General features: G+C 64.4%; 23 protein-coding genes and 1 tRNA gene. 6 read left to right on the top strand and 18 right to left on the bottom strand.

The genetic code is table 11. From position 1 onward, the window contains the following. Positions 1–298: 298 nt before the first annotated feature. Together GTW25_RS10470 and GTW25_RS10465 are read right to left on the bottom strand one after the other, a co-directional pair. Positions 299–754, bottom strand: coding sequence for a cyclic nucleotide-binding domain-containing protein (locus GTW25_RS10470; RefSeq protein ID WP_252912036.1), 456 nt, complete (start codon positions 752–754; stop codon positions 299–301). Positions 755–811: 57 nt separating this feature from the next. Continuing rightward, positions 812–1,495 (bottom strand): response regulator transcription factor, encoded by a 684-nt coding sequence (locus GTW25_RS10465; RefSeq protein WP_252912035.1) that lies wholly within the window; start codon positions 1,493–1,495, stop codon positions 812–814. Positions 1,496–1,652: 157 nt separating this feature from the next. On the opposite strand from GTW25_RS10465, the gene GTW25_RS10460 reads away from it, so the two are divergent. Beyond that, positions 1,653–2,162: a L,D-transpeptidase family protein gene (locus GTW25_RS10460; protein ID WP_252912034.1), complete on the top strand. Its 510-nt coding sequence runs from the start codon at positions 1,653–1,655 to the stop codon at positions 2,160–2,162. On the opposite strand, the gene GTW25_RS10455 is transcribed toward GTW25_RS10460, so the two are convergent. The 5 genes from GTW25_RS10455 to GTW25_RS10435 all read right to left on the bottom strand — a co-directional run bounded on the left by GTW25_RS10455 (position 2,155) and on the right by GTW25_RS10435 (position 5,876). Then, positions 2,155–2,796 carry a class I SAM-dependent methyltransferase gene (locus GTW25_RS10455; RefSeq protein ID WP_252912033.1) on the bottom strand — a complete coding sequence of 214 codons (642 nt, stop codon included), beginning with the start codon at positions 2,794–2,796 and terminating at the stop codon, positions 2,155–2,157. The genes GTW25_RS10460 and GTW25_RS10455 overlap by 8 nt on opposite strands. Then, positions 2,793–3,218 (bottom strand): EVE domain-containing protein, encoded by a 426-nt coding sequence (locus tag GTW25_RS10450; RefSeq protein ID WP_252912032.1) that lies wholly within the window; start codon positions 3,216–3,218, stop codon positions 2,793–2,795. The genes GTW25_RS10455 and GTW25_RS10450 overlap by 4 nt, the downstream gene beginning before the upstream one ends. After that, entirely contained in the window at positions 3,218–3,514 is a 297-nt protein-coding gene (locus GTW25_RS10445; RefSeq protein ID WP_252912031.1) for a YciI-like protein, read from the bottom strand. Before GTW25_RS10445 ends, GTW25_RS10450 begins: the two co-directional genes overlap by 1 nt. A 118-nt stretch (positions 3,515–3,632) precedes the next feature. Next, on the bottom strand, positions 3,633–5,462 hold the full coding sequence (gene typA, locus GTW25_RS10440) for a translational GTPase TypA (RefSeq protein WP_252912030.1): 1,830 nt from the start codon (positions 5,460–5,462) through the stop codon (positions 3,633–3,635). A 123-nt stretch (positions 5,463–5,585) separates the two neighbouring features. Continuing rightward, complete coding sequence (locus GTW25_RS10435) at positions 5,586–5,876, bottom strand: YggT family protein (RefSeq protein WP_252912029.1); 291 nt, start codon at positions 5,874–5,876, stop codon at positions 5,586–5,588. Positions 5,877–6,030: 154 nt separating this feature from the next. Here GTW25_RS10435 and GTW25_RS10430 point away from each other — a divergent pair. Further along, a tRNA-Ala gene (locus GTW25_RS10430) sits at positions 6,031–6,106 on the top strand. A 16-nt stretch (positions 6,107–6,122) separates the two neighbouring features. Here GTW25_RS10430 and GTW25_RS10425 read toward each other — a convergent pair. The 8 genes from GTW25_RS10425 to hemC form a co-directional block, all read right to left on the bottom strand. Next, positions 6,123–6,554 carry a DUF6841 family protein gene (locus GTW25_RS10425; RefSeq protein ID WP_252912028.1) on the bottom strand — a complete coding sequence of 144 codons (432 nt, stop codon included), beginning with the start codon at positions 6,552–6,554 and terminating at the stop codon, positions 6,123–6,125. A gap of 52 nt (positions 6,555–6,606) precedes the next feature. Next, complete coding sequence (locus tag GTW25_RS10420) at positions 6,607–7,689, bottom strand: YihY/virulence factor BrkB family protein (protein WP_252912027.1); 1,083 nt, start codon at positions 7,687–7,689, stop codon at positions 6,607–6,609. A 75-nt stretch (positions 7,690–7,764) separates the two neighbouring features. Continuing rightward, positions 7,765–8,517 carry a glutamine amidotransferase gene (locus tag GTW25_RS10415; protein WP_252912026.1) on the bottom strand — a complete coding sequence of 251 codons (753 nt, stop codon included), beginning with the start codon at positions 8,515–8,517 and terminating at the stop codon, positions 7,765–7,767. Positions 8,518–8,523: 6 nt separating this feature from the next. Then, positions 8,524–9,000 carry a tellurite resistance TerB family protein gene (locus GTW25_RS10410; protein ID WP_252912025.1) on the bottom strand — a complete coding sequence of 159 codons (477 nt, stop codon included), beginning with the start codon at positions 8,998–9,000 and terminating at the stop codon, positions 8,524–8,526. Positions 9,001–9,104: 104 nt separating this feature from the next. Next, entirely contained in the window at positions 9,105–10,910 is a 1,806-nt protein-coding gene (locus GTW25_RS10405) for a heme biosynthesis HemY N-terminal domain-containing protein (RefSeq protein WP_252912024.1), read from the bottom strand. A 15-nt stretch (positions 10,911–10,925) separates the two neighbouring features. Next, complete coding sequence (locus GTW25_RS10400) at positions 10,926–12,215, bottom strand: hypothetical protein (protein ID WP_252912023.1); 1,290 nt, start codon at positions 12,213–12,215, stop codon at positions 10,926–10,928. Between the two features lie 50 nt (positions 12,216–12,265). Next, positions 12,266–12,949, bottom strand: coding sequence for a uroporphyrinogen-III synthase (locus GTW25_RS10395; protein WP_252912022.1), 684 nt, complete (start codon positions 12,947–12,949; stop codon positions 12,266–12,268). A gap of 12 nt (positions 12,950–12,961) precedes the next feature. Then, positions 12,962–13,891, bottom strand: coding sequence for a hydroxymethylbilane synthase (hemC, locus tag GTW25_RS10390; protein ID WP_252912021.1), 930 nt, complete (start codon positions 13,889–13,891; stop codon positions 12,962–12,964). Positions 13,892–13,983: 92 nt separating this feature from the next. On the opposite strand from hemC, the gene tsaD reads away from it, so the two are divergent. Then, positions 13,984–15,069 (top strand): tRNA (adenosine(37)-N6)-threonylcarbamoyltransferase complex transferase subunit TsaD, encoded by a 1,086-nt coding sequence (gene tsaD, locus GTW25_RS10385; protein WP_252912020.1) that lies wholly within the window; start codon positions 13,984–13,986, stop codon positions 15,067–15,069. Next, positions 15,066–16,049, top strand: coding sequence for an NAD(P)H-dependent glycerol-3-phosphate dehydrogenase (locus tag GTW25_RS10380; RefSeq protein WP_252912019.1), 984 nt, complete (start codon positions 15,066–15,068; stop codon positions 16,047–16,049). Before tsaD ends, GTW25_RS10380 begins: the two co-directional genes overlap by 4 nt. Positions 16,050–16,051: 2 nt before the next feature. Here the strand turns inward: GTW25_RS10380 and GTW25_RS10375 are convergent, their stop codons facing one another. Continuing rightward, positions 16,052–16,615, bottom strand: a complete 564-nt coding sequence (locus GTW25_RS10375; protein ID WP_252912018.1) for a peroxidase-related enzyme — start codon at positions 16,613–16,615, stop codon at positions 16,052–16,054. Between the two features lie 124 nt (positions 16,616–16,739). Here GTW25_RS10375 and GTW25_RS10370 point away from each other — a divergent pair, with 124 nt between their 5' ends. Both GTW25_RS10370 and GTW25_RS10365 read left to right on the top strand, forming a co-directional pair. Then, on the top strand, positions 16,740–21,512 hold the full coding sequence (locus GTW25_RS10370) for an NAD-glutamate dehydrogenase (protein WP_252912017.1): 4,773 nt from the start codon (positions 16,740–16,742) through the stop codon (positions 21,510–21,512). Positions 21,513–21,679: 167 nt separating this feature from the next. Further along, positions 21,680–23,092: an MFS transporter gene (locus tag GTW25_RS10365; RefSeq protein WP_252912016.1), complete on the top strand. Its 1,413-nt coding sequence runs from the start codon at positions 21,680–21,682 to the stop codon at positions 23,090–23,092. 234 nt (positions 23,093–23,326) lie between these two features. On the opposite strand, the gene GTW25_RS10360 is transcribed toward GTW25_RS10365, so the two are convergent. Together GTW25_RS10360 and GTW25_RS10355 are read right to left on the bottom strand one after the other, a co-directional pair. Beyond that, positions 23,327–24,697, bottom strand: coding sequence for a pilus assembly protein (locus GTW25_RS10360; protein ID WP_252912015.1), 1,371 nt, complete (start codon positions 24,695–24,697; stop codon positions 23,327–23,329). 214 nt (positions 24,698–24,911) lie between these two features. After that, positions 24,912–25,283, bottom strand: coding sequence for a thermonuclease family protein (locus GTW25_RS10355; protein ID WP_252912014.1), 372 nt, complete (start codon positions 25,281–25,283; stop codon positions 24,912–24,914). Positions 25,284–25,335 lie beyond the last annotated feature (52 nt).

Genomic DNA, 25,335 nt, shown 5'->3' with positions numbered 1-25,335 from the left:
CGCCATCCGTGCAGCGCCAAGGTTCAAAGCCTTCTACACCGCAATCGCCGCGAGATCCGGCTCCAAGAAACTCGCCATCATCGCCGTCGCAAGGAAACTCCTCACCGTCCTCAACGCAATGCAACGCCAACAAAAACAATACGCCTGAAAACACAGTTGCCAGGCCTCGGCATCTCCGCGTGCCCAACCGCGGTTGCTTTGGCGTTCAAGGATTCAATGTTCACCGGCTCGAACGACACAAGCGAAGAGGCATGGACCTCTGTGACGAGCACAGAGGTGACGGCCGAAATGGTGAGACTCACTCCGAAAAGCGCGGTGCCAGCGTCTGGATGTCGGCCAGCAGCTTGCCGAGATTGTCCGTGATTCGCGCATGCAGCATCGCGGCCGTCTCCGGATACTCCGTCAGGATGCGGCGAAAAAGCGTGCGGTTGAGTCGTATCAGCTCGACATCGGTAATCGCCGCCGCGCCGGTCAACCGCGTCGTCGGCGCGATGATGGCGAGTTCGCCGAGCATGGTTCCCGGCCCGACTTCCGCCAGCGTGACCCGCTCCCCGTCACGCTCGCGATAAAGAGCCACGGTTCCCCGCGTCACCACATATCCGCTCTCGGCAGACTGCCCCTCGCGGTAGAGCACGCGCCCTGCCGCAAGCCGCAGATTCTCGGCGCCGAAGGCGAGCAGGCGCAACTGTTCCTGCGTGAACCCCTCAAGGAGTTCCACGTCGGACAGAATGCGAATGTCGTCGTCCAATGCCATCGGCTTCCCCGTCTGCCCGCCGGAATCCCCACTTCCCGCAGGCAGCCTCGACCCAAATCAGGGAACGAGCTTGTATCCGCCGCTTTCTGTCACAAGAATTTCGGCATTGGAAGGATCGCGCTCGATCTTCTGGCGCAGGCGATAGACATGGGTTTCGAGCGTGTGGGTGGTGACGCCCGAATTGTAGCCCCACACCTCTTCCAGGAGCACGTCGCGCGTGACCACCTTCTTGTCGGAACGGTAGAGATACTTGATGATCGAGGCTTCCTTTTCGGTCAGCCTGATCTTGCCGCCCTTGGCGTCGGTCAGAAGCTTCTGGCTCGGCTTGAAGACGTATGGTCCGACATTGAACGTCGCGTCCTCGCTCTGCTCATGCTGGCGCATCTGCGCGCGGATGCGGGCAAGCAGCACGGCGAAGCGGAAAGGCTTCGTCACATAGTCGTTGGCACCGGCTTCCAGACCGAGGATCGTGTCGGAATCCGTATCCTGCCCGGTCAGCATGATGATCGGCGCCTTGTAGCCGCCCTTGCGCAGCATCTTCACCGCCTCGCGCCCGTCCATGTCCGGCAGGCCGACATCCATGATGAGCAAGTCGACGATGCCGGCGCGTGCCGTCGCCACCCCCTTGCCCGCCGTTTCCTCCTGCAAAACGTCGAACTCCTCGTAGAGCGACAATTGCTCGGCGAGGGTCTCGCGCAGGTCATTGTCGTCGTCGACGATGAGAATGGTCCGTGACGTCATCGTTTGATCCATCTTGTTGAAGCAGGCACTTGATCCAGATAGGGGACAAGGTCAGGCAGAAGAGACTTTCGAAGTGGCAACATTGAGCAGGCGATCATATGCGCTTTTCCGTGAATGCAACGGACCTGCGGCGAAAAAAGGACCGTTCATCCGACATATGGTAGTGCGGCCAGCGCCGCTCGACCAGAGGCAGGGCCTACTCTGCGTTGCAGGGCGCGTTATCCGCTGCGCGCTCGGCCGGGGCGGCATCAAGACGATCAAGCGCGAGGGCGACGGCGCGACACCGCTCGGCTCGATGCGCCTGATGCACGCTTTTGTCCGCCGCGACCGCATGCGCCCGCTGTTTTCCGGCCTCTCGTTAAAGCCGATTGGCGAAGACGACGGCTGGTGCGATGCCCCCGCCGACCGCAACTACAACCGTCCCGTATCCCTGCCCTACAAGGCAAGCCACGAGCGCATGCGGCGCGGCGATCATCTCTACGATGTGGTCATCGTCCTCGATGCGAACATGCGCCCGCGCAAGCGCGGCATGGGAAGCGCGATCTTCTTCCATCTGGCGCGGCCGGGTTACCTGCCGACGGAAGGCTGCGTCGCGATTTCCCGTCGCGACTTGGAATGGCTGCTGCCCCGCCTGTCGCCGAAAACGGTGCTGACCGTCGTCAGGTGAACGACCAGACGGTCGTTTTCTTCACCTCGGAATCCTCGAGCACACGCGTGACCGGCACTTCATAGGTGGCGCGCGCGGCAAGATCGGTCTTCGGCAGATAGGCCCGGCCCGGATCGCCGACGATCACGTCCACACCGTCTGCGGGCAGCCCCCGCATCCACGGAAGGAGCCGCTCGGCAAAGGCGCGATCATAGAAAACGTCGCCCGCCAGAAGCACGTCGCAATCGAGCGCCTCACCCACCAGATCGTGTTCGGTGAATTCCACAGACACGCCATTCGCCTCGGCATTCAGTGCAACCGCCGCTTCGCAGAACGGATCGATGTCGCTCGCCAGTACCGATACCGCCCCCGCTTTCATCGCCGCGATCGCCACGAGGCCGGAACCCGTCGCGAAATCGACCACGCGCCTGCGCGCCACGATCTGCGGATTGTCGAGAATGTAGCGCGCAAGCCCCTGCCCACCTGCCCAGGCGAACGCCCAGAAGGGCGGCTCGACGCCGATCGCCTGCAACTCGTCTTCCGTGCGATGCCACAGATCGTGCGCTTCGTCGGCAAGGTGCAGGCGAATTTCGGGAACGTGCGGCGGCGCGATCAGCGCGGTATTGGCGCGGATGAAATCGCGCCGGTCCGTCACGGTATCTTTTTGAACCCCGCCATGCGGCACACTTCCTTCCACTCGTCCGGCTTTACCGGCTGCACGGAAAGGCGCATGGAGGTGACGAGCGACATGTCGGCAAGCTTGGGATTGGCCTTCACGTCGGCAAGCGTCACCGGCGTCGGCACGGGCTCGACGGCGCGCACATCAACGCATTCCCAGCGTGCATCTTCGGTCGTGGAATCGGGGTGCACTTCCTCGCAGATTTCGACGATCCCGACGACCTCGAGGCCGATATTGGAGTGATAGAAGAAGCCGAGATCGCCCTTCTTCATCGCCCGCATGTTGTTGCGCGCCTGATAGTTGCGCACACCGTCCCATTCGGACCCCTTTTTGCCTTTGGCGACGAGGTCGTCATAGGAAAAGACATCCGGTTCGGACTTGAACAGCCAGTACTGCATCAGACGCCGTCCGGCTTCTTGAAGACCCAGTTCCAGGGCTTGATATCGACGCTCTCGAACAGGCCCGCTTTGGCATATGGATCGTTCTCGGCGATCGCCCGAGCCTCGGCCTCGTCCGCCACTTCCAACGCAACCATCGAGCCGTTCGGCTTGCCGTCATCGCCCAGAAACGGACCGGCAAAGCGCAGCATTCCCGCAGCATCGAGGCCGTTCAGGAATTCGACATGAGCCGGGCGGTTGTCGAGCCGGGTCTGGAGATGCCCGGCCTTGTCCTTGCACAGAAGAATGTAGATCACGCGCCAGCTTCCTCTTGGTCTCGTTCGGTCTCTCGAAATAGTCCGAGCCATGCCCCGAAGGCAAGACGGCCGCGCCTTGCGATGAAGACGCGGCCGTGGAAAATGCTGGAACGACCTTTTACGCCGCGCCGGCGGTCTTCGCCGACTTTTCGAAGCGCTTGCGCTCGTTCGGATCGAGATAGAGCTTGCGAAGGCGGATCGACTTCGGCGTCACCTCCACCAGTTCGTCGTCCTGAATCCAGGCGAGCGCGCGTTCCAGCGTCATGCGGATCGGCGGCGTCAGGCGAACGGCCTCGTCCTTGCCGGCGGCGCGGATATTGGTCAGCTTCTTGCCCTTGAGGACGTTCACTTCGAGGTCGTTGTCTCTGGAGTGAATGCCGATGATCATACCCTGATAGACCTTGACGCCGGCGTCGATGACCATCGGGCCGCGATCCTCCAAGTTCCACATCGCGAACGCGACCGACTCTCCCTGATCGTTCGAGATCAGAACGCCGTTGCTGCGGCCGGCCAGTTCGCCCTTATAGGCCTGGTAGGAGTGGAACAGGCGGTTCATCACCGCCGTGCCGCGCGTATCGGTCAGAAGCTCCGACTGGTAGCCGATCAGACCGCGCGTCGGCGCATGGAAGACGAGACGCTGGCGGTCGCCGCCCGACGGGCGAAGCTCGACCATCTCGGCCTTGCGCTCCGACATCTTCTGCACGACGACGCCCGAATGCTCTTCATCGACGTCGATGACGACTTCCTCGATCGGCTCCAGAAGGTCGCCATTCTCGTCCTTCTGCATGACGACGCGCGGACGCGAGACGGCAAGCTCGAAGCCTTCGCGGCGCATCGTCTCGATCAGGACGGCAAGCTGCAATTCGCCGCGTCCCGAAACAAAGAACGAATCCTTGTCGGCCGATTCCTCGATCTTGAGCGCGACATTGCCCTCGGCTTCCTTCATCAGACGGTCGCGGATGACACGGCTCGTCACCTTGTCGCCCTCGGTGCCGGCAAGCGGACTGTCGTTGACGATGAAGGACATGGTCACGGTCGGCGGATCGATCGGCTGCGCCTGCATCGGCTCCGTAACCTGCGGGTCGCAGAACGTATCTGCGACGGTGCCCTTGGACAGGCCCGCGATCGCGACGATGTCGCCTGCCTGCGCTTCGTCGATCGGCTGGCGCTCGAGACCACGGAAGGCGAGGATCTTCGAAATGCGGCCCGTCTCGATCTGCGAGCCGTCATGATGCAGCACCTTGACCTGCTGGTTGGACTTCAGCGTACCCGATGCGATGCGGCCGGTGATGATACGTCCGAGAAACGGGTTGGCTTCGAGAATCGTGCCGATCATGCGGAACGGGCCGGGCTCGACGGTCGGCTCCGGAACGTGCTTCAGGACGAGGTCGAAGAGCGGCTCGAGGCGCGTTTCCTTCGGGCCTTCCGGGCTTTCGGCCATCCAGCCGTCACGGCCCGAACCGTAGAGGATCGGAAAATCGAGCTGCTCGTCTGTCGCGTCGAGCGCGGCGAAGAGGTCGAACACCTCGTTGATCACTTCCTCGTGGCGCGCATCGGGACGGTCGATCTTGTTGATCGCGACGATGGGCTTCAAACCGACTTTCAGCGCCTTGCCGACGACGAACTTGGTCTGCGGCATCGGGCCTTCGGCGGCATCCACCAGCACGATCGCACCGTCCACCATCGACAGGATGCGCTCGACTTCACCGCCGAAATCGGCGTGGCCGGGCGTATCGACGATGTTGATGCGCGTGTCCTTCCAGTCGACCGAGGTCGCCTTGGCGAGGATCGTGATGCCGCGTTCCTTTTCGAGATCGTTCGAATCCATCGCGCGCTCGGCAACGCGCTGGTTCTCGCGGAACGAGCCCGACTGCTTGAGAAGTTCGTCGACGAGCGTGGTCTTGCCATGGTCGACGTGCGCGATGATCGCGATATTGCGGAGATTCATGGTGTCTCTTTAGGAATTGTGGCCGGCGCGCGAAGGCGCGGCGATTTTCGTTGCCGCGCTCATACAGGCTTTTTCGCATTTGCGAAAGGGGGCGGCGCAGGCGGCCGCCCGTGGCACGCCGGATCAGATCAGCGCCGGCGCGACCGTCGTGATGATGAAGGTGCGGATGAAGAAGATGATCAGGAGCAGGATGATCGGCGAAATGTCGATGCCGCCGAGATCCGGCAGGAGATTGCGGATCGGCCTGAGCGCCGGTTCGGTCACACGATAGAGGAAATTGCCGATCGTGCCGACGAACTGGTTGCGCGGATTGACGACGTTGAAGGCATAGAGCCAGGAGAAGATCGCCGACAGGATGATCAGCCACCAATAGATGTCCAGCGCCAGGATGATGGTCTGAATGAGGGCGATCATGCCGGTCTCCGTTGGTCGATCGGCCCGCGACCGATGCATGGTGGAACGTGGGCGACATGTAACCGCTGGCCCCGGACGGGACAAGACCCGCATGGCCACCCAGATGACGCTTGACACAAAACCGGGGCAATCCCTAAATGCGCGGCACTGGTGCGGGGCTGTAGCTCAGTTGGGAGAGCGCGTCGTTCGCAATGACGAGGTCAGCGGTTCGATCCCGCTCAGCTCCACCAGTTGTCGTTGCCGCCTTCAGACTATGCCTTCCTTTTTCAGAAGCGCTTCCTCATCGCCTGAAACCCATCCGAAAACCTTGGGCTTTCCGTTCAGCTTCTGGACGAAATAGTGCACGTCGAAATCGACCGGATGGTCAGGCTGGCCTGCTTTCTCGTAGATCGCCCTCCACGCGACCTTCGCCACGCAGTGATGCTCGTCGATCGGCAACAGCGTCACGTCACGCAGCCGCATCTCCTTCGTGCCGATGGCGCGATACCGCTCATATCCCTGCGCCATGGCCTTGCCGAACCGGGCATCGTTCTTTCCGGCCATGATACCCGCCGGCGAAGCAGCGATGAACTCTGCCGCGTAGAGAGACGACAATCCTTCATCGTCGACATCGCCTGCCAGCGAATGATTGAAGAATTCCGCATAGCGGCCGAAAAGCTCGCGAACCTGCGCTTCCATGCCTGCCTCCTGCTTTCGTGGATCGCGCCCAGGACGTTCGAAGACTTATCTGTCACCGCACCCGGTGCAACACCGGGATCGCGATCATGATGACAGCCGCAGCGGCCAGAAAACCGACACCGGCCTTCTTCGGCGGCGGCGCGTCGCCCGGATGCTCGTCTTGCATATGCGCCTCGGCCGACCTGCCCAGCGTGTCGGCCATGGTCGCGCCGCGCAGGCCCAGCGGGCGGGTCTTTCCCGTCGTCGTGTCGAGCGCCGTCTGATGCTCCATCTCGGCATTGATCTCGGCGCCGACGATCACGATCATCGTCGAAATCCACGTCCACATCATGAAGCCGATGACTGCGCCGAGCGAGCCGTAGGTCGCGTTGTAGTCGGCGAAGTTCTGGAGATACCAGGAAAAGCCGAACGACATGACGATCCAGACGAAGGACGAAAAGCACGCGCCCCACGACAGCCAGCGCCATTTCGCATATTCGCGGCTCGGGCCGAAGCGGTAGAGCAGCGAGATTCCGGTGATGATGATCATCAGCATCACCGGCCAGCGAAGCGCGGCGATCAGCATCGGCCCGAAATCGTCGAGCCGCAAAAGCGCCAGGATCGCCGGCACCACGCCGACCGTGAAGATGAAGGCGATGGCCAGGAACATCGCCCCCAGCGTGAAGCAGAACGAGATCAGGTTGAGCTTCACAAAGGAGCGTTTCTCGTTCTCCTGATTGGCGACGTTCATCGCGTCGAACATCGACTTGATGCCGTTGTTCGCGCTCCACAGCGCGATGAGGAAACCGGTGATGAAGCCGAAGCTCAGCGCTTCGGGCCGCTGCTCGGCGAGCGCCTCGAGCTGGGTATAGATGATGTCGAGCGAGGCCGAGGGCAGGAAGCCGCCCAGAAACGAGATATGGTCGGCGACGGTGACCGGATCGGCGACGAAACCGTAGATCGACACGAAGGCGGCGAGCGCGGGGAACAGTGCCAGCAGAAGATAGAAGGTCACGCCGGCCGCGATCAGCATGACGCGGTGATCGTTGATGTTTGCCCACACGCGCCAGAAGATATCCGTCCAGCCGGCGCGCGGGATCGATGAAGGCCAGTCCGCGTCGCGTCCGCGTGCCGGTGCCTTGATCGTGTCGTTCATGCATATGCCCCTTGCTCGTCCATTAGCGAAACCTTGAACGTGCAAATAGGTTGCATGTGCGGGCTGTCGGCCGGCCTATCTTCCCGCTTGCGCGACGGCCGTTTCGCGCTCGAATATCAGCTTGAGGAAGCCGTCGAGCCAGGCTTTCAGCTTCAGGTCCCAGAGCAGGCGTCCATGGAGATGGTCGCGCCCCTGCTGCGCGCCCGGCAGCACGAACCGGTGCGCGCCCTTCACCACCCATTTGTGCATCATCACGCGCGTCAGTTCCGCATGAAACTGGATGCCCCACGCATTCTCGCCATAGCGGAACGCCTGATTGGGATAGTCGCGCGCCGTCGCCAGAAGCTGCGCGCCGGACGGCAGCGAAAAGCCCTCGCGGTGGAACTGGTAGACCATGTCCGGCCAGTCGAGCGGCAGTGCGCGCGCTTCGTTCGTCGCCTCGATCGGATACCAGCCGATTTCGACCAGCCCGTCATCGCGCCCGCCGACCTTGCCGCCCAGATGGTTGACCAGCATCTGCGCGCCGAGGCAGATGCCGAGAAACGGCTTGTCCTCCCTCAGGGGAACCGCGAGCCAGTCGGTCTCGCGTTTCACATAGTCCTCGGGATCGTTGGCGCTCATCGGCCCGCCGAAAACCACGGCGCCGGCGTGATCGGCAAGCGTTTCGGGAAGCGGATCGCCGAGCGGCGGACGGCGGATGTCGAGATGGAAGCCGTTGGCGACGAGCAATTGCCCGACGCGGCCGGGGCTCGAATGCTCCTGATGCAGGACGACGAGGATCTGCCTGTTGCCGCATGTTGCGGCTCTCGGGATCGGTCGGTCGAGCATCGCGGTTCAGTCGCCCCCTTCGTTGTCCTCGTTTCTGAGACGTTCGGCGACACGCCGGCGCAGCGCCACGCGGTCTTGCGGGTCGATGCCGATCAGTTCGGAAACGCGCCACACGATATTGTCTTCCAACTCGTGGCGCTCGCCATCGGCATAGACCATCTCCCACAACAGCGAGATGAGCTCCTGCTTTGCGGGGTGGTCGAGGCGGCGGTTGATCACGCTGGTGAAGGCGTAGAAATCGACCGCGTCGCGCTCGGCCGTCTCGCCGGCGATCAGGACGTCGTCGAGTTCGCTGCCGGAAAGCGCGTAGGCTTCGGCGACCGTGCGGCGCAGCTTTTTGGCCTCGTCCGCGCCGCGAACGCCGTCCGCATCGATGATGTGATACATGAGCGCGGCGACCGCGACACGCGGGTCGTCGGAGCGATCCGCATTGCCCCCCGAGGCAGGCACGTCACGAAACAGCGATAGAAGTCGGTCGAGCATGGGCGAGCGGCGTTCCCTGAATGTGCGGCCTGAAGAATCACACGCCTGTGCACTTATTTAACGCAAGGCGATGGCGATGGCCAATATGAAGGCATGTTGCAGATCTAGAAAAGCTTGAACCGGCTTTCGGCCTGCGGCTTCTCGTTTTCGTCGACACCCGGATCGTCGGGGATCGGCGCCTTGACGGGCTCGTCCTCGATCTCGTCGACGGGTTCGGCATCCGGCACCAGTGGCTTCTGCTCGACAGGTTTCGGTCGCTTCTCGCCCGTCTCGGTGGGCGCTTTCACATCGTTGGCTGGCACGGGACGTGCGGGCTCGGCTTTCGGCGCCGGCTTGATCTCGAGCGCGGGCTTGTCCGTCAGGTCGGCAGCGGGCTCGATCTGCTTGGCTTCGACGGCTGGTTCGGGCACCACAGTATCTTTGAGCGGCTCCGCGGCCACGACCGGCTTCGCAGGCTCGGGCTTGCGTTCCGGCACCGGCTCGGACGCCTCGTCGATGTCGAGGATGTCGTCCTGCCTTTCGAATACCGGAGCCTTCGGCTTTTCCGCCTTCGGCTCGACCGGCACGGGCAGGCTCGGAACGATCGCGAGGGCCTCGTCGCCGGCCTCGATCACCTGGCCGAGACGTTCGACCGGCGCGCGCCACTCATAGGCGTCGAGGCGGCCCGTGACCGGCGACATCGGCGCCCAGTGCTCCGAGACCTGACCGTCGGCCACCCAGACCGGATCGCGCGAAGCACGCAGCGCCTTGCCCAGCCATTGCCGCACGCGGCCCTGATCGCCGGTATCGGCTTCCTCGATGTCGGCGAGAACCAGATAGGCCCCTTCGCGCGGCTCCTGCCGGATCGCGGCCTCGGCCTGTTCGCGGGCAAGCGTGTAATCCCCGGCCGCCAGCGCGGCCCGTGCGACGGTCAGCGCGGCTTCGGGATTGTTCTGCTTGAGCGCCTGCAGCTTCTTCGCCCGCGCCAGTCGGTCGATCGTGGAATCGCCCAGCCGCGCGTTCACATAGGCATCGGCGATTTCGGGATGCGCCTGACGTTTCCATGCCGCTTCGAGGATTTTCGCGCCCTTGCGCAGATCGTCGAGCCGGAACAGCGCCTTGGCCGCCGTCACGGCGGCCGGCACGAGGTCCGGCGCGAGGCGATTGGCTTCAAGCGCGGCGTTCTTGGCCTGCACGGGTTCGGCGTCCAGAAGCTCCATGGCGCGCGCCGTCAAAAGGACGGCCTTGCGGCGTTCGGCCGTCTCGCGGTCGATCTGCTGGGTCGATTTCTGCGTGTCGATCAGGCGCAGCGCGCCGTCCCAGTCGCCGGCTTCGGTCTTTTCTTCCAGCGCCGCGCCGGAGGCCCAGGCAAGCTGCGGTGCGGTCTCGGCGGCGCGCTCGGCATAGTGGCGGGCGACCTGCCGGTCGCCGACGCGCTCGGCTTCGAGATAGAGCCCGCGCAGGCCCAAAAGCTTCATGTCCGGTTTTTCCAGCATCGCCTCGAATTTGGAGCGTGCGGCGGGATGATCGCCTTCCAGAAGAGAGGCCTGCGCGTCGAGCAGCGCGACCAGCGGCTCGCGGTCGGACGACAGAAGCTTCATCGCTTCCTTCTTCTTGCGCCGCGCCAAAATGGGATCGCCCGCACCGGCTGCGATCATCCCGGCCGACAGCGCCTCATAGCCGCGTTCGCGGCGGCGCTTGCGAAAATGGCCGGAGACGGCGTGCGGGCTCGTCCAGATCGATTTCAGGAGCCACCATGCAAGCATGATCGCCGCGACGAGCGCCGTTACCAGCAGCGCGGCGACGAAGAGGCTCACCTGATACTGATAGCCGCCGAAGGTGACGGTCAGGTCGCCCGGACGCTCTGCGAGCCACGCAAAGGCGATGCCGAGCGCGAAAACGGGAACGAGGAAGAACAGGATGCGGATCATGGTGTCGTTGGTTCCTCAGCTATCCTGAAGCGCGGCGGCGAGCGCATCGTCGATCAGTTGGTCGGCCGCGTGGCGCGCGCGCACCTTTTCGATGAATTCGGCCCCGGCCGCCTGTGCATCTTCCGGCAGGCTTTCATATTCGGCAATCGCACGCGCGTAATCGTCCTGTCGCACCGAGGTCTCGAAGCGTGCGACGGTGGCCGCGACATCCTCGCCCTCTGCCATGCCGACAGGGCGCACCTGAATCAGTGAACGGGCGCTTGCCGACAGCCGGTCGAACAGCCCGGCATCGGCCGCGGCTCCCGACCCTGCGGCGATCATCGCGCGTGAGGTTGCTTCCGCCTCGGCGTTGATTTCCGCGCGCGTCGGAATGCCGCCCTCGGCATAGGCACGCAGATCGTCCACCTCGCTTCCCTCGCCGCCGAGGCCCGCATAGGCGTCTAGTTCGGCCGTGAAGGGCTGTCCCCGGTCGATTGCCGATTTCAGCGCCGAAGCTGCGATGATGCGCTCGCTCGGGTTCGTCTCCTCGACCGTCGCAAGCCGCGTTTCGATGTCCGCAAGGCTCTGTTCGACGGTTTCAAGACGAGAGGTGTTTTCGGCCGACGCATCGCCGGCGCTTGCAAGCCGCTGCTCGACCTCGGCCAAGGCGGCACTCGCATCAGGCGCATCACCGACGTCTGCAATTGCCGTTTCAAGGGCTGCAAGGCGCTCCTCGACCGCCGCGCTGTCGCCGGAAGTGGAACGAAGCTGGTTGATGTCGGAGCGAAGCGTTTCGATCTCGGTCTGCAGCGCGATGACGCGGGCTTCATTGCCATCGCTCTGCGCTGCCGGCCAGACCCCTGCCATCTGGAGTCCTGCTCCGAGCGCCAGCACGATCAGGCCGCCGACCACGCCACCCATGAGCGCTGAACTGCCGCCCTGCTGGCGTGCGGAGGACGGCGGAGCGGCGGTCCCGCCTGCCGGCTTGGTCGCGAAGGCGGACGGCGTCGCCGTCGCCGCCTTCGGCTTTTCATCGGCCTTCGCGGCGGCCGACTTTACTGGCGCGGATTTGTTGTCCGGCTTCACATCCGCCTTCGCCTTGCCGGCATCGACCGGCTTGGTCTCGGAAGATTTCTCGACCGGCGCTGACGCCTTGGCGACCTCAGGCTTCGCAGCTTCGATGCTCTCGTTCGAGGTTATGTCGCTGACGCCGTCTTCGGGCGCGGGCGTCGTGCCGTCGATGCGCTTCACATCCTTCGGATCGATGTCGATCGTCGATCCCGATTTGCTCGGCTCCGAATGTCGTGTTTTCGGCGTCCTCGCCATGCCCGAACTCCCGTTTTCAATCCTGCTGGCGGTGCCCCGCCTTCGTTCCGTCAGCCAATCCGCCCAAGCGCCGACAGCATACCAGCTTCGTCGGGCGTAGCCGCGAAGGCCAGATCGAGGCCGTGATTTTCAAGCCCGACGCCGGCTTCCATAGAAAGGCATACGAAGACCGTTGAATCAAACGAGGCTGGAGACTGCGCAACGATTCGGCTCAAGATTTCGCCCCCGCGCCGCGAGTAGACCAATGCGGACCAGAACGGCTCGCCAGCAAGTTTGGTTCCGATCTCGCCCGGTGCGAACGCGATCGGTACGGCGTCGTAGACCTCGATCTCCGTGACCTGATGACCGGCCTGTTCGAGCGCGTCCTTCAGCGCTGCCCCGCGCACGCGCCCGGCAAGGTAGAGAACGTGGGACGACGGGCCGAGATTTGCAATCATGCGCTGGGTCAGCGTCTTCGCATCCGGCGCGACGATCTCGGCCGCCCGGTTTGCCGCCTCGGCCGTCTTTTCCCCGACGACGTAAAGCGGCTTTGCGGCCAGCAGCCGCAAAAATTCCGGCGGCGGATGGCGAAACGCGTTGGCGCTGGTCGCGACGATCACGTCGACACGCTGCGGCAGGGGCGCCGGCTCGACCGGCACGATCCTCGTCAGCGGCAGGACGACCGGCGCAAATCCCTGCCCGGCGAGGCGCTGCGCCGTGGCGCTCGCGCCCGGCTCGGGCCGCGTCACGAGCACGCGCCGCTCCATTCAGGTCCAGCTTTCGAAAAATTGCGAGCCGGCCCGCGCGCGGATGTCCGCACCCGCTTGCAGACCTATGGCGCGGGCATCGTCCGCCTTGCCCTCGCGGCGGATCTCGTGAACCTGCCGCCCGTCCGGCGACAGGATCATGCCGAAGAAGGAAAGCGCGTCACCGTCGATCTGGGCATAGCCCGCAAGCGGCGTGCGGCAGGACCCGTCGAGCGTTGCAAGAAACGCCCGCTCGCAGGAAAGCGCCTGCGTCGTCCTTTCGTGCGAGATCGGCGCGATGAGGTCGAGCACGCGCCGATCGCCGATCCGGCTTTCGATGCAGATCGCGCCCTGCCCCGGTGCCGGCGGAAAGGCTTCGACCGGAAGCAGCTCGGTAATCACATGGTCGAGTGCCAGTCGCTTCAGCCCGGCATTGGCGAGCAGCGTGCCGTCCACCACGCCTTCGGCAAGCTTCCTCAACCGCGTCTGGACGTTGCCGCGATAAAGCACCATTTCGATATCGGGCCGCAGCCGGCGGACCAGCGCCTGCCGGCGCAGCGAGGACGAGCCGACGATGGCATTTTGCGGCAGGTCCGCAAGCTTCGGTGCGGCACGTCCGATATAGGCGTCGCGCACGTCCTCGCGCTCCAGAAAGGCCGAAAGCTCAAGCCCGTCCGGCGGCATCGTCGGCATGTCCTTGGATGAATGGACCGCGATGTCGATCCCGCCCGAAAGGAGTGCCTCCTCGATCTCCTTGGTGAACAGCCCCTTGCCGCCGGCCTCCGAGAGCGGCCGGTCCTGGATGCGGTCGCCGCTGGTCGAGATGACGACGATCTCGAACGCGTCGTTCGGCAGGCCGTGCGCCGCCATCAGGCGCGCGCGCGTTTCCTCAGCCTGGGCCAAAGCCAGCGCGCTGCCGCGCGTTCCGATCCGGATAAGGTCTGTTTGCATAAAGTAGCGTCCGTGATAGGTCGCCCCTACCTAGCGATGATGGCCGGCAACGGCAACAGAACCACCCGTTCTTGAGAAGGTGTAGCGACGATATGCGCGTGCTTGGCATCGAGACGAGCTGCGACGAGACGGCGGCGGCTGTGGTCGAGCGTGCGGCAGACGGAACGCCGGCCATCCTGTCGAATGTCGTTCTGAGCCAGATCGAGGATCACGCGGCCTTCGGCGGGGTCGTCCCGGAGATCGCCGCCCGCGCCCATGTCGAAGCGCTCGACGGCGTCATCGAAGCCGCATTCGCCGATGCCGGCGTCACACTCGCCGACCTCGACGCCATCGCGGTCACGGCGGGTCCGGGCCTGATCGGCGGGCTGATCGTCGGCCTGATGACGGCCAAGGCGATGTCGGCGGCATCGGGGGTGCCGCTCATCGCCGTCAATCACCTCGAAGGCCACGCGCTGACGGCGCGGCTGGTCGAAAATGTCGGTTTTCCCTATCTCCTGCTGCTGGTATCGGGCGGCCACACGCAGATCGTCGAGGTGCGGGGCGTCGGCGACTATCGCCGTCTCGGCTCGACCATCGATGACGCGCTCGGCGAAGCCTTCGACAAGACGGCGAAGCTTCTCGGCCTTCCCTATCCCGGCGGCCCCAGCGTCGAGGAATGGGCCGCGCGCGGAGACGGCAAGCGCTTTTCCTTTCCGCGCCCGCTGCGCGGCGAGGCGCGGCCTGACTTCTCCTTTTCCGGTCTGAAGACGGCCGTACGGCAGGCCGCCAATTCCATCGCACCGCTGTCCGATCGGGACGTCGCCGACATCTGCGCCTCGTTCCAGGCGGCGATCGTGGACACGCTGACGGAACGCCTCGGCAAGGCACTCGCGGCTTTTACGTCATCCTATCCCGAGCAATCGGATCGCGTGCTCGTCGTCGCAGGCGGCGTTGCGGCCAACAAGGCCATCCGCGCCGCGCTCGAAACCTCCTGCTCGGCGTCCGGCTTCCGGCTGATCGCACCGCCGTTGGCCTTGTGCACCGACAACGCCGCGATGATCGCCTGGGCCGGCGCGGAACGATTGGCGGCCGATATAGAGACGGGTGACGCGATGAGCGTCGTCCCGCGCTCGCGCTGGCCGCTGGACGAAGCGGCCGCGCCACTCATCGGGTCCGGCAAGCGGGGAGCGAAGGCATGAGCGCGCGGATCGCGGTTCTGGGCGGCGGCGCGTGGGGCACGGCGCTGGCGGTCACCATGCTGCGGGCCGGTCACGAGGTGCGCCTTTGGGCGCGCGACGGCGAAACGGTCGCCGCCATCAATGAGCGCCGCGAGAACCCGCGCTATCTGCCGGGCCTCGGGCTCGACGCCGGCATTTTCGCGACGCGTGATCTGAACGAAGCGCTGGCGAAGGCGGATACGGTTCTGAGCGTCGTCCCGACGCAAGTGACGCGCGCTGTGCTGGGCGAAGCCGCCTCGGCCATCCCGGCCGGTGCTCCGGTCGTCCTCGCCGCCAAAGGCATCGAAAGGACCACCGGCCGGCTGGTGTCCGAAATCGCCCGTGAGGTTCTGCCGCAAACGCCGATCGCGGCTTTGTCCGGCCCCAGCTTCGCCGCGGACGTGGTGCGCGGCCTGCCGACCGCCGTCACGGTCGCCGCGCGGGACGAGCGCCGCGCCTTCGCGCTGGCCGAGCTTTTGTCCGCGCCGGCCTTCCGCTGCTATTCCTCCGACGATCTGGTCGGCGTCGAGATCGGAGGCGCCTTGAAAAACGTGCTCGCCATCGCCGCCGGCGCGGTGTCGGGCGCGGGCCTAGGCGCATCGGCGCAGGCCGCCACCATCACGCGCGGTTTCGTCGAGCTGCGCCGCATCGGCGCCGCATATGGCGCGCGTCCCGAAACCTTGATGGGCCTGTCGGGGCTCGGCGACCTGATGCTTTCCTGCGCCTCCGTGCAATCGCGCAATTTCGCCTATGGCACAGCCATCGGCGAGGGCCGCGACCGCGCCGGCATGAAGCTCGCCGAAGGCGCGGCGACGGCAGGCATCGCGCTGTCCATCGCCCGCGACCGCGGCGTCGAAGTGCCGATCATCGAGGCGACGGCCGAACTGATCGAGGGCCGCATCACCATGAAGCAAGCCGCCGCCCGCCTCCTCTCACGCCCGCTGAAAAGCGAGACGGAATAGGATCAGCGCGCCATCGCGTGATACGCATCGTTCGGCCGCATATCGATCGCGGCGGCGACGCGGTTCGACATGTTGTAGAACCCGACGGTCGACGCGATGTCGAAGATGTCGCGATCCGAAAACCCGGCATCGCGCAACCCCTGCCGGTCGGCCTCCTCGATCTTGTCGGGGCTTTCGGTCAGCTTCACGGCGAAGTCCAGCATCGCCTTCTGCTTTCCCGAGAGTTCCGCCGCGCGATAGTTCATCGCCATCATCTCGCCGAATTTCGGGTCGCCCGAGAGTTGCCGCACCGCCGCGCCATGCGCCGTCAGGCAGTAATAGCAATGGTTCACCGCCGATACCGCGACCGCGATCATCTCGCGTTCGAGTTTCGACAATCCCGAATCGCCGAGCATCAGATCGTTGTACATGTCAGTGAAGGCGCGCAGCTTTTTCTCGTCGAAGGCATAGGCGCGCAGAACGTTCGGCACGAGGCCGAGCTTTTCCTCGCATTTTGCGAAATACGCTTTCGTACCGTCCGAAAGCTCGGGCTGTTCGATCTCCAGCGCCGTGATCCGTTCGCTCATCCCGTCATCTCCCTTTCAAACTTGTCTGCGACTTACGCAGCGTGACTTTCTGTCGTGAAACCGGTGCCACTTTCTCGTGCAATGTTCTAGTCTTTGCAAAAAACAGGACGGGAGACGCTTTTTCATGGCTGCGCGCAAGACTGCTTCGACGACGAAGGAGAATATGGATGCCGGAGCGTCGAAGCTCGCCGACTTCTTCAAGTCGCGGGCACCTGTCGAGGACCGCGAAGCCTATACGCCGCAAGCCTTCGCCAAGGCAGCCGAACTCGCCTACCGCGCGCTTGAAAAACACAAGCGCGGCGACAGCCTGGTCGTCTTCGACAACAAGGGCGAGATCGAACGGCAGGGCCGCACGCTGACCGCCATCACCATCGTCAACGACAACATGCCGTTCCTGTTCGATTCGGCCATGGGCGAGATTTCGGATGACGCGGGCGAGGCCCTTCTCGTGCTTCATCCCGTCGTGCTCGTGCGGCACGAGAAAAAGGGCGTGAGCGAACTTCTCGGCGAGGCCGGCAGCGCGCTCGGCGATGCGGAGACCGACCGCGTCTCGATCATCCACGTCCATGTCGCCAGGCTGACGGACGAGGAATGCGCGGCATTGAAGGGGCGGCTGGAACACGTCCTCCGCCAGGTCCGCTCGGCCGTTTCCAACTGGAAGCCGATGCTCGCGCGCCTCGATCAGGCGATCACCGAATATCGTTACAATCCGATCCCCATCGACAAGGCGCAGATGACTGAAGCCGTCGCCTTTCTCGAATGGCTGCGCGACGACAATTTCACGTTTCTGGGCATGCGCGAACTGCGCTATTCGGGCGGCGAGAGCGACGGCACGCTGGAGCGTTCGCCCAAGGGCGGGCTCGGCATCCTCGCCGACCCGGATGTGCGCGTCCTGCGCCGCGGCGGCGAGCCGGTCACGACGACGCCCGAAATCCGCGAATTCCTGCATGGCCCAGAGGCGCTCCTCGTCACCAAGGCAAACGCCAAGTCGGTCGTTCACCGGCGCATCTATCTCGATTACATCGGCGTCAAGACATTCGATCCGAAGGGACGGCTGCTCGGCGAATTGCGCATCGTCGGCCTCTTCACCTCGACGGCCTATACGCGCTCCGTCCTGAAAATTCCCTATCTGCGCTCCAAGGTTCAGGCCGTGGTCGAGAAATCCGGCTTCGATCCGGGCGATCATTCCGGCAAGGCGCTCATCAACGTTCTCGAATCTTATCCGCGCGACGAACTGTTCCAGATCTCGGTGCCGATCCTGCGCAGGCACGCCGAGGCGATCCTTGCGCTCGGCGAGCGGCCGCGCGTGCGCATCCTTCACCGGGTCGACCAGTTCGACCGCTTCGTCTCGGCCATCGTCTACGTCCCGCGCGACCGCTACGATTCGGATGTGCGCGAGCGCATCGGCCGCTACCTCGCCCGCATCTTCGACGGGCGTCTGTCGGCCTACTATCCCGCTTTCCCGGAAGGATCGCTCGCGCGCGTCCATTTCATCATCGGCCGTTCGGACGGCAAGACGCCACAGGTCGACACGGCCGATATGGAAGCAGCCCTGCGCGACATCGTACGCACCTTCGACGACGCGCTGCGCGAGGAAGTGACGGAGAACCGGGCCGATCCGAAGCTTGCCGCGCTTGCCGCCGGCTTCGGCGAGCCTTACCGAAACTCGTTCTCCGCGCGCGATGCGATGCGCGACGCGGCAATCGTCGCCGGGCTGGGCGACGACACATCCATCGCCATCGATTTTTATCGCCAGCCCGGCGCCAAGCCGTCGATGGCCGGCCTCAAAATCTATCATCAGGGCGAGGCGGTGGCGCTGTCGAAGCGCGTGCCGCTTCTGGAGAACATGGGCTTCCGCGTCATCTCGGAGCGCACCTTCGAACTCGCCCGGCCAGACGCCGCGTCCGTCTTCCTGCACGACATGGAACTGGCGAGCGCATCGGGCGCGCCGATCGATGTCGAGGCTGGCGGGGCGCTTCTGGAAGAGGTCTTCCTGTCCGTCTGGAACGGGCAAAGCGACAACGACGCCTATGCCGCGCTCGTCCAGACCGCCGGTCTGCCGGCCCGCGACATCGGCCTCCTGCGCGCCTATGGACGCTATCTCCAGCAGGCCGGCATTCCGCAAAGCCAGGATTTCGTCGCCTCGACGCTCAACCGCTATCCCGACATCGCCCGTCACCTGATCGCGCTTTTCGCCGCACGCTTCGGTCCCGCCCATGGCGACGATGACGGCAGATCGACGGACAAAGCCGCCGAAGCCATCGAGGCGGCGTTGGAAGAGGTGCCGCAGATTGACGACGACGCCGTCATCCGCCGCTATCTCAACCTCATCCAGTCCACCTTGCGCACCAATTTCTATGCCGAGGACAAGGACGGCGTCTCGCTTGCCTTCAAGCTGGATTCCCGCGCCCTTCGCGGCCTGCCGGACCCCAGGCCATGGCGCGAGATTTTCGTTTACGGGCCCCAGGTCGAGGGCGTGCATCTGCGCTTCGGGGCCGTCGCGCGCGGCGGCCTGCGCTGGTCGGACCGCGCGCAGGACTACCGCACGGAAGTGCTCGGCCTCGTCAAGGCGCAGCAGGTCAAGAACGCGGTCATCGTGCCGGTCGGCGCCAAGGGCGGTTTCTTCCCCAAGCAGTTGCCAGCGGGCAGCAGAAGCGAGATTTTCGAGGCCGGCAAATCGGCCTACGTCAATTTCATCTCCTCGCTTCTCTCCATCACCGACAATCTGGAAGACGGATCGGTCACGACGCCGCCGAACGTCCTGCGCCATGACGGCGACGATCCCTATTTCGTCGTCGCCGCCGACAAGGGCACTGCCACCTTTTCCGATACCGCGAACGCGATCAGCCAGACGCACGACTTCTGGCTCGACGATGCGTTCGCGAGCGGAGGATCGGCCGGCTACGACCACAAGAAGATGGGCATCACGGCGCGCGGCGCGTGGGAAGCGGTCAAGCGCCATTTCCGCGAGATGGACCGCGACATCCAGACCGAACCCTTCACCGTGGTCGGCGTCGGCGACATGTCGGGCGACGTGTTCGGCAACGGCATGCTCCTGTCGAAGGCGACGCGCCTGATCGCGGCCTTCGACCACCGCGACATCTTCATCGATCCGGCCCCCGACGCGGCGATTTCGTTCGACGAGCGCCAGCGCCTCTTCGACAAGGGCCAGTCGAGCTGGCAGGATTACGACCGTTCGAAACTGTCGGAGGGCGGCGCGATCGTCTCGCGCAGCCAGAAGTCGATCGAACTCAGCCAGGCGGCCGCCGACGCGATCGGCCTCGGCAATACGCGCGCCTCTCCCGTCGAGATCATGCGCGCGATCCTGATGGCGAAGGTCGATCTCCTTTGGTTCGGCGGCATTGGCACCTATGCGCGCGGATCGAACGAATCGAATAGCGACGTGGGCGACAAGACCAACGACGCGCTGCGCATCACCGCCGCCGAGATCGGCGCGAAGGTGATCGGCGAAGGCGCCAATCTGGGTGTCACCCAGCGCGCGCGCATCGAATACGGCATGCTGGGCGGGCGCTGCAATTCGGACGCGATCGACAATTCGGCCGGCGTCAATTCGTCCGACGTCGAGGTCAACATCAAGATCGCGCTGGCGTCCGCCATGCGGTCGAACACCCTCACGCGCCCCAACCGCGACAGGCTGCTCGCCGACATGACCGACGAGGTCGCGCATCTCGTCCTCGCCAACAATTATCGCCAGTCGCTCGCCATCTCGCTTGCCGCACGGCGCGGCGTTGCCGACCTCGGCTATCAGGAACGCTTCATGGAGGCGCTGGAGGCGCGTGCGCTGCTCGACCGCGCCGTCGAGGTGCTGCCGTCCAGCCAGATGATGGTGGAGCGCGAAAGTCGCGGCCAGCCGCTGACACGGGCGGAGATCGGCGTCCTGCTCGCCTATGCCAAGCTCGTTCTGTTCGACGATCTCGTCGCCAGCGCGTTTCCCGACGATCCGCATCTGGAAACCGATCTCGTCGCCTATTTCCCCGCGAAGATGGCGAAGAAATTCCCCGCCGACATCAAGACCCACCGATTGCGCCGCGAGATCATCGCCACGCAACTCGCCAACGAGGCGATCAATCGCGGCGGTCCGTCTTTCATCAGCCGCTTGCAGGACCTGACCGGCAGGTCGCCGGCCGATATCGTTTCGGCCTACACGGTCGTCCGCGACGGTTTCGACCTGCCCGCGCTTTACGCCGACATCGACGCGCTCGACACACAGATCGAGGGCGCGACCCAGCTCGACCTTTACCAGCAGGTCGGCCGCATCGTGCATTCGGCCAGCGCATGGTTCCTGAAAAATGACCTCACGGGAGATACGATCGGCTCCGAGATCGAGCGTCTGCGCGCCGCGCGCAAGGCGCTGGAGCCGAAGCTCGGCAAGATGCTGCCGCCCTTTACGGCCGAGCGTCAGGATGAGCGCATCGCCGCGATGCTGAAGGCGGGCGTCTCCCACAAGCTCGCCGAGCGCGTCGCCCAGCTCCACGTTTCGGAGATGATCCCCGACATCGCGCTGGTGGCCGAAACAGCTTCCTCGCAACTCGAAACCGCCGCGCGCGCCTTCTTCGCCGTGACCGACGCCTTCCGCATCGGCCGCATAGCGGACGCGGCGCGCTCGATCTCGACGGCCGACTATTATGACGGCCTGGCCGTCGCCCGCGCGACCGACCAGATCAACGCCGCCCGGCGGGGCATCGCCGCGACCGCTCTTGGAGCCTTCCCGCAGGAAGCGGCTCCCGTGGACGCGTGGATCGAGGCAGGCGGCGCCCGCATCTCTCGCACCCGCGAGCGCCTGCAAAGCCTGACGGAAGGCGGCGACATCACCGTATCGCGCCTGACGGTCGCGGCCGGACTGATGGCCGATCTGGCGGATGTGACGGTGAACTGACGTTTGGATGACTGCGCCCCTCCGTCCCTTCGGGCCACCTCCGCCGTAAACGGGGGAGGATCAAGATTGCGGCCGGCCGCAACGCCGGATCCTCCCTTGCGGAGCGGGGAGGGGGCCCGAAGGGACGGAGAGGGCGCAGTCATGGGGCAAAAGGGGGGACAACGACGATGGTGAGCACTGACACGAGCGACGGCGCTTTACAGCGCGACAACCAGGAACGCGCCTCGCGGCGCGGCATCTGGGGATGGATGCTGTTCGACTGGGCACAGCAGCCCTTCCACACGCTCATCATCACCTTCGTCTTCGCGCCCTATTTCGCCGCCGCCGTCGCGCCGGATGCGGCCCGCGGACAGGAATTATGGGGCTATGCCACCGGCATCGGCGGGCTGCTGATCGCCTTTTCCTCGCCGGTCCTCGGCGCCATCGCCGATGTCAGCGGTCCGCGTAAGCCGTGGATCACGGTTTTCTCCGTCGTCGGCATCTTCGCCTGCTGGATGCTCTGGTTCGCGACGCCCGGCATGAGCGACCTGACGTGGATACTCGTCATCGTCGCGCTCGCCGTCTTCGGCATGGAATACGCCGCCGTCTTCAACAACGCCATGATGCCGACGCTGGTGCCCCGCGCCGAACTCGGCCGCCTGTCGGGGTCGGCCTGGGGTCTCGGCTATGTCGGCGGTCTGATCTCGCTGATCCTCGTCCTCGGCTTCATGTCCGCCTCGCCGGAAACCGGCCGCACGCTGCTCGGCTTCGAGCCGATCTTCGGCCTCGATCCGGCCGCCCGCGAGGGCGACCGCGCCGCCGGGCCGCTGACGGCGCTCTGGTATCTGGTTTTCCTTCTGCCGATGATGCTCTTCACGCCCGACATCAAGCGCAAGCCAGCGATCAAGGGCGCGATCCGCGACGGCCTGACGAAGCTCGGCCAGACGCTGAAGCGCCTGCCGTCCGAGCGCAGCTATTTCTCGTTCCTGATCTCGTCCATGTTCTATCGCGACGGGCTCAACGCGCTTTACGCGTTCGGCGGCATCTACGCGGCCGGCGTGCTCGGCCTCTCGATCATCCAGATCGGCATTTTCGGCATATTGTCCAACATCACCGGCGCGATCGGCGCCTATGTCGGCGGACGCATGGACCAGCGCTACGGCCCCAAGCTCGTCGTCGGCTGGTCGGCGGTCACCCTCGCTCTGTCCTGCGCGCTTATCATTTCGACCACGCAGACGCAGATGCTCTTCATGCCCGTCGCCGATGGCAGCGGTCTGCCGGTGATCGTCTTCTACGTCGCCGGCTGCCTGATCGGGGCCGCGGGCGGGTCGATCCAGGCGTCCTCTCGCACGCTTCTCGTTGATCAGGTCGACAAGGACCGCGTCACGGAAGCCTTCGGCCTTTACGCATTGTCGGGCAAGGCGACCTCCTTTATCGGCCCGCTCTCCATCGCCGTCGTGACGGGCATCGTGGCGTCGGAAGGGTTCGGCCTGTCGCCGGTCGACGCGCAGCGCGTCGGGGTCACGCCGATCATCGTCCTGTTCATCATCGGGCTGGCTCTGTTGCCTTTCGTGAAGAGCCGCCACGGCGAGACACGCTGACGGGGGTTGCCAGCACCGTTCGAAGCGCCCACATTGGGGCCGTGTTCAACGAACTGAAAGGAGGTGATCCGATGTCGAGTGATTCCATGTTCCGTAGCGTGGTCCCGGCGGATCGTCCTTTCGGGAAGCAATCTTCCTGACAGGCGCGTGACGCGAACGACGGCAGTCTTCTGCCGCACGGGTCGCGCCACGGACGGAAACACGAAAGGGCCGCCTCGAAGGGCGGCCCTTTTTCTATTTGCTCATATAAAGCCCGCTGATCGTACCGGCGATGTCGCGAAACGCGACTTTCAATTCGTCACCCGTCGCAACATCGAAAAAATAGCGCCACGACTGCGTTCCGGCTGACGCGCACTCGCGCATTGTTCGGTGCGCATGCGAGTTTTCACCTGCCAAAGCGAATCCGATGGTGAATATCTCGATCCCCTGCGCCTTCATCTCGCGACACAGACGCACCGCCTCGTCGCGGGTCTGCCGCTTGCCGTTGTCATTATAGACCTGGCCGTAGTTCGATGCGTCGAAATAGGACAGGTTGAACTCGCCGTCCGTCATCAGGATCGCGTATTTTTTGACGTTGTCGGTAATCCGCGCCGGGCGCGACGCGCTCGGCAGAACTCCTGCCCACCGCTCAGAAAGCATGTACCACGTCCACTGGACGCCGATATGGCCTCCTGTGCCGCCGACCGCCTTGAAGCTGTCGATCGCCCGGTTCAAGCTTCCGCTGTCGCTGGTAAGCGGGACGATCGCGGTAGTCGGGCATGTTCGGCTTTTGTCGTTCCCGTCGCGATAGCGAATGAAATCGTCGATCAGATAGTCACGGTTGACCATCGAATACTCAGGACCGGCGTCGCTGTAGCGATAGCGCGCGTCCTTGCGCTCGGTCGCGCAATTGTCGGGCCGCGTGGCAACCGGCCTTGCGGCAGTATTGGCAGGGGCCGCCTTGCGGTCCGCCACACTGCGCTCGACGAACACACTGCTTTCGGCAAGCGATCCGGCATTGACGGAATTGGCATATGGCACGATCGAAACGCGCACTCGCTCGTATCCCGCACGCTGATTGCCCAAAAACGCCTCAACGGCGATACGGGCCGCCGCCCTGAGATCACGAATCTTCTGCCCGCTCATCGACCCCGTCACGTCGAGCATCATCGCGACCTCGACCTTCTGGTCCGAATAGACCGCCGCCGTGCGCGCGCTGACCGGCCGGACCGGGTCTGCGCCGAACAGCGGAAACGCAAGCGCGACATTGGCGGTCGCCGTGGCATCGACGGTCTTGGCGTTGCGGTCGACGATCACCTCGTCGAGCGTCACGACCCCTTCCCCTTCGCGCGCGAACGGACCGCTGCCATTCGCGGTTAGGAACGCTTCGATCGACCCGCGCGCGTCCCCTTCCGCGATCACGCCGGTCGTCAGATCGCGCGCCGTCGACGTCACCGCCGCGTCGAGCGCGGTCTGGAGTGCGGATTTGGCGTTGAAGAGCTGCGCCGTGTTGACGCTGAAACCGGCACCGGTCGCAAGGACCGACAGGGCGACACCCATCAGGATCGCGAAATTGCCGCGCCTGTCCGCCGCAAAGCCTCGTGCCGATTTCAAAACCCGTGCCATCTCGTCTCTCCTCGCCGGCCGCTGCGGCCGCATGTCGAGGCAAAAGCACGCACGACGCCAGATCGGGCATCGGACACGAGATAAGAGCCTATCCTATTGAATAATATAATTTTTACCGAGCATTAAGGTTACTATTGAGTTGATGCGGCGCGATAAATTCGATCCTTCCCGGTAACGCATTTCGAAGGTTTCGAATCGAAACACCCGCACTGTCTCAATTCGGATCATCGCACCAGGATGCGCGCCTGCCGCCGGCATAGGGACGCGCCAGATCGGCCGCCAGCAGCAAAGGTGCGACGTCCTCGCCCGCATCCGTCTCCAGGTCGGCGACGACACGGCCGAAGAATTTGTCCCGCGCGACGTTGCGAACTCTGACCGAGCCGGACTGAAGCAGAGCCGAAAGATGCGCGCGCGCCTTTTGCGCCAGCACCCGCTCCGCCTCGCATCTTGAGCGAAGTTCCGGCGCATCGATGCCGCGCAGCCGCACCGAGACGCGCACAGTATGTCCCGGCCACACATGCGCGTCGGCCTCGACCGTATCGCCGTCGATCACCCGCACGACACTTGCCGGAACGGGTCCCGGCATGTCCGCTGCAAATGACGGAGCACTCAACAGGATGAGCATAAGAATAGGAATA

The sequence above is a fragment of the Aliihoeflea aestuarii genome, from assembly GCF_024105665.1.
Taxonomy (GTDB): domain Bacteria; phylum Pseudomonadota; class Alphaproteobacteria; order Rhizobiales; family Rhizobiaceae; genus Aliihoeflea; species Aliihoeflea aestuarii.
This window is presented reverse-complemented; position numbering and strand designations above follow the sequence as displayed.

Coding starts and splice junctions, on each gene's coding strand:
- GTW25_RS10420 (WP_252912027.1), bottom strand. CDS start 7,689: ATGAACGACACGATCAAGGCACCGGCACGCGGACGCGACGCGGACTGG.
- GTW25_RS10370 (WP_252912017.1), top strand. CDS start 16,740: ATGGCTGCGCGCAAGACTGCTTCGACGACGAAGGAGAATATGGATGCC.
- GTW25_RS10470 (WP_252912036.1), bottom strand. CDS start 754: ATGGCATTGGACGACGACATTCGCATTCTGTCCGACGTGGAACTCCTT.
- GTW25_RS10355 (WP_252912014.1), bottom strand. CDS start 25,283: ATGCCGGGACCCGTTCCGGCAAGTGTCGTGCGGGTGATCGACGGCGAT.
- GTW25_RS10400 (WP_252912023.1), bottom strand. CDS start 12,215: ATGGCGAGGACGCCGAAAACACGACATTCGGAGCCGAGCAAATCGGGA.
- typA (WP_252912030.1), bottom strand. CDS start 5,462: ATGAATCTCCGCAATATCGCGATCATCGCGCACGTCGACCATGGCAAG.
- GTW25_RS10380 (WP_252912019.1), top strand. CDS start 15,066: ATGAGCGCGCGGATCGCGGTTCTGGGCGGCGGCGCGTGGGGCACGGCG.
- GTW25_RS10360 (WP_252912015.1), bottom strand. CDS start 24,697: ATGGCACGGGTTTTGAAATCGGCACGAGGCTTTGCGGCGGACAGGCGC.
- GTW25_RS10460 (WP_252912034.1), top strand. CDS start 1,653: ATGGTAGTGCGGCCAGCGCCGCTCGACCAGAGGCAGGGCCTACTCTGC.
- GTW25_RS10450 (WP_252912032.1), bottom strand. CDS start 3,218: ATGCAGTACTGGCTGTTCAAGTCCGAACCGGATGTCTTTTCCTATGAC.
- GTW25_RS10425 (WP_252912028.1), bottom strand. CDS start 6,554: ATGGAAGCGCAGGTTCGCGAGCTTTTCGGCCGCTATGCGGAATTCTTC.
- hemC (WP_252912021.1), bottom strand. CDS start 13,891: ATGCAAACAGACCTTATCCGGATCGGAACGCGCGGCAGCGCGCTGGCT.
- GTW25_RS10435 (WP_252912029.1), bottom strand. CDS start 5,876: ATGATCGCCCTCATTCAGACCATCATCCTGGCGCTGGACATCTATTGG.
- tsaD (WP_252912020.1), top strand. CDS start 13,984: ATGCGCGTGCTTGGCATCGAGACGAGCTGCGACGAGACGGCGGCGGCT.
- GTW25_RS10465 (WP_252912035.1), bottom strand. CDS start 1,495: ATGACGTCACGGACCATTCTCATCGTCGACGACGACAATGACCTGCGC.
- GTW25_RS10375 (WP_252912018.1), bottom strand. CDS start 16,615: ATGAGCGAACGGATCACGGCGCTGGAGATCGAACAGCCCGAGCTTTCG.
- GTW25_RS10410 (WP_252912025.1), bottom strand. CDS start 9,000: ATGCTCGACCGACTTCTATCGCTGTTTCGTGACGTGCCTGCCTCGGGG.
- GTW25_RS10365 (WP_252912016.1), top strand. CDS start 21,680: ATGGTGAGCACTGACACGAGCGACGGCGCTTTACAGCGCGACAACCAG.
- GTW25_RS10415 (WP_252912026.1), bottom strand. CDS start 8,517: ATGCTCGACCGACCGATCCCGAGAGCCGCAACATGCGGCAACAGGCAG.
- GTW25_RS10405 (WP_252912024.1), bottom strand. CDS start 10,910: ATGATCCGCATCCTGTTCTTCCTCGTTCCCGTTTTCGCGCTCGGCATC.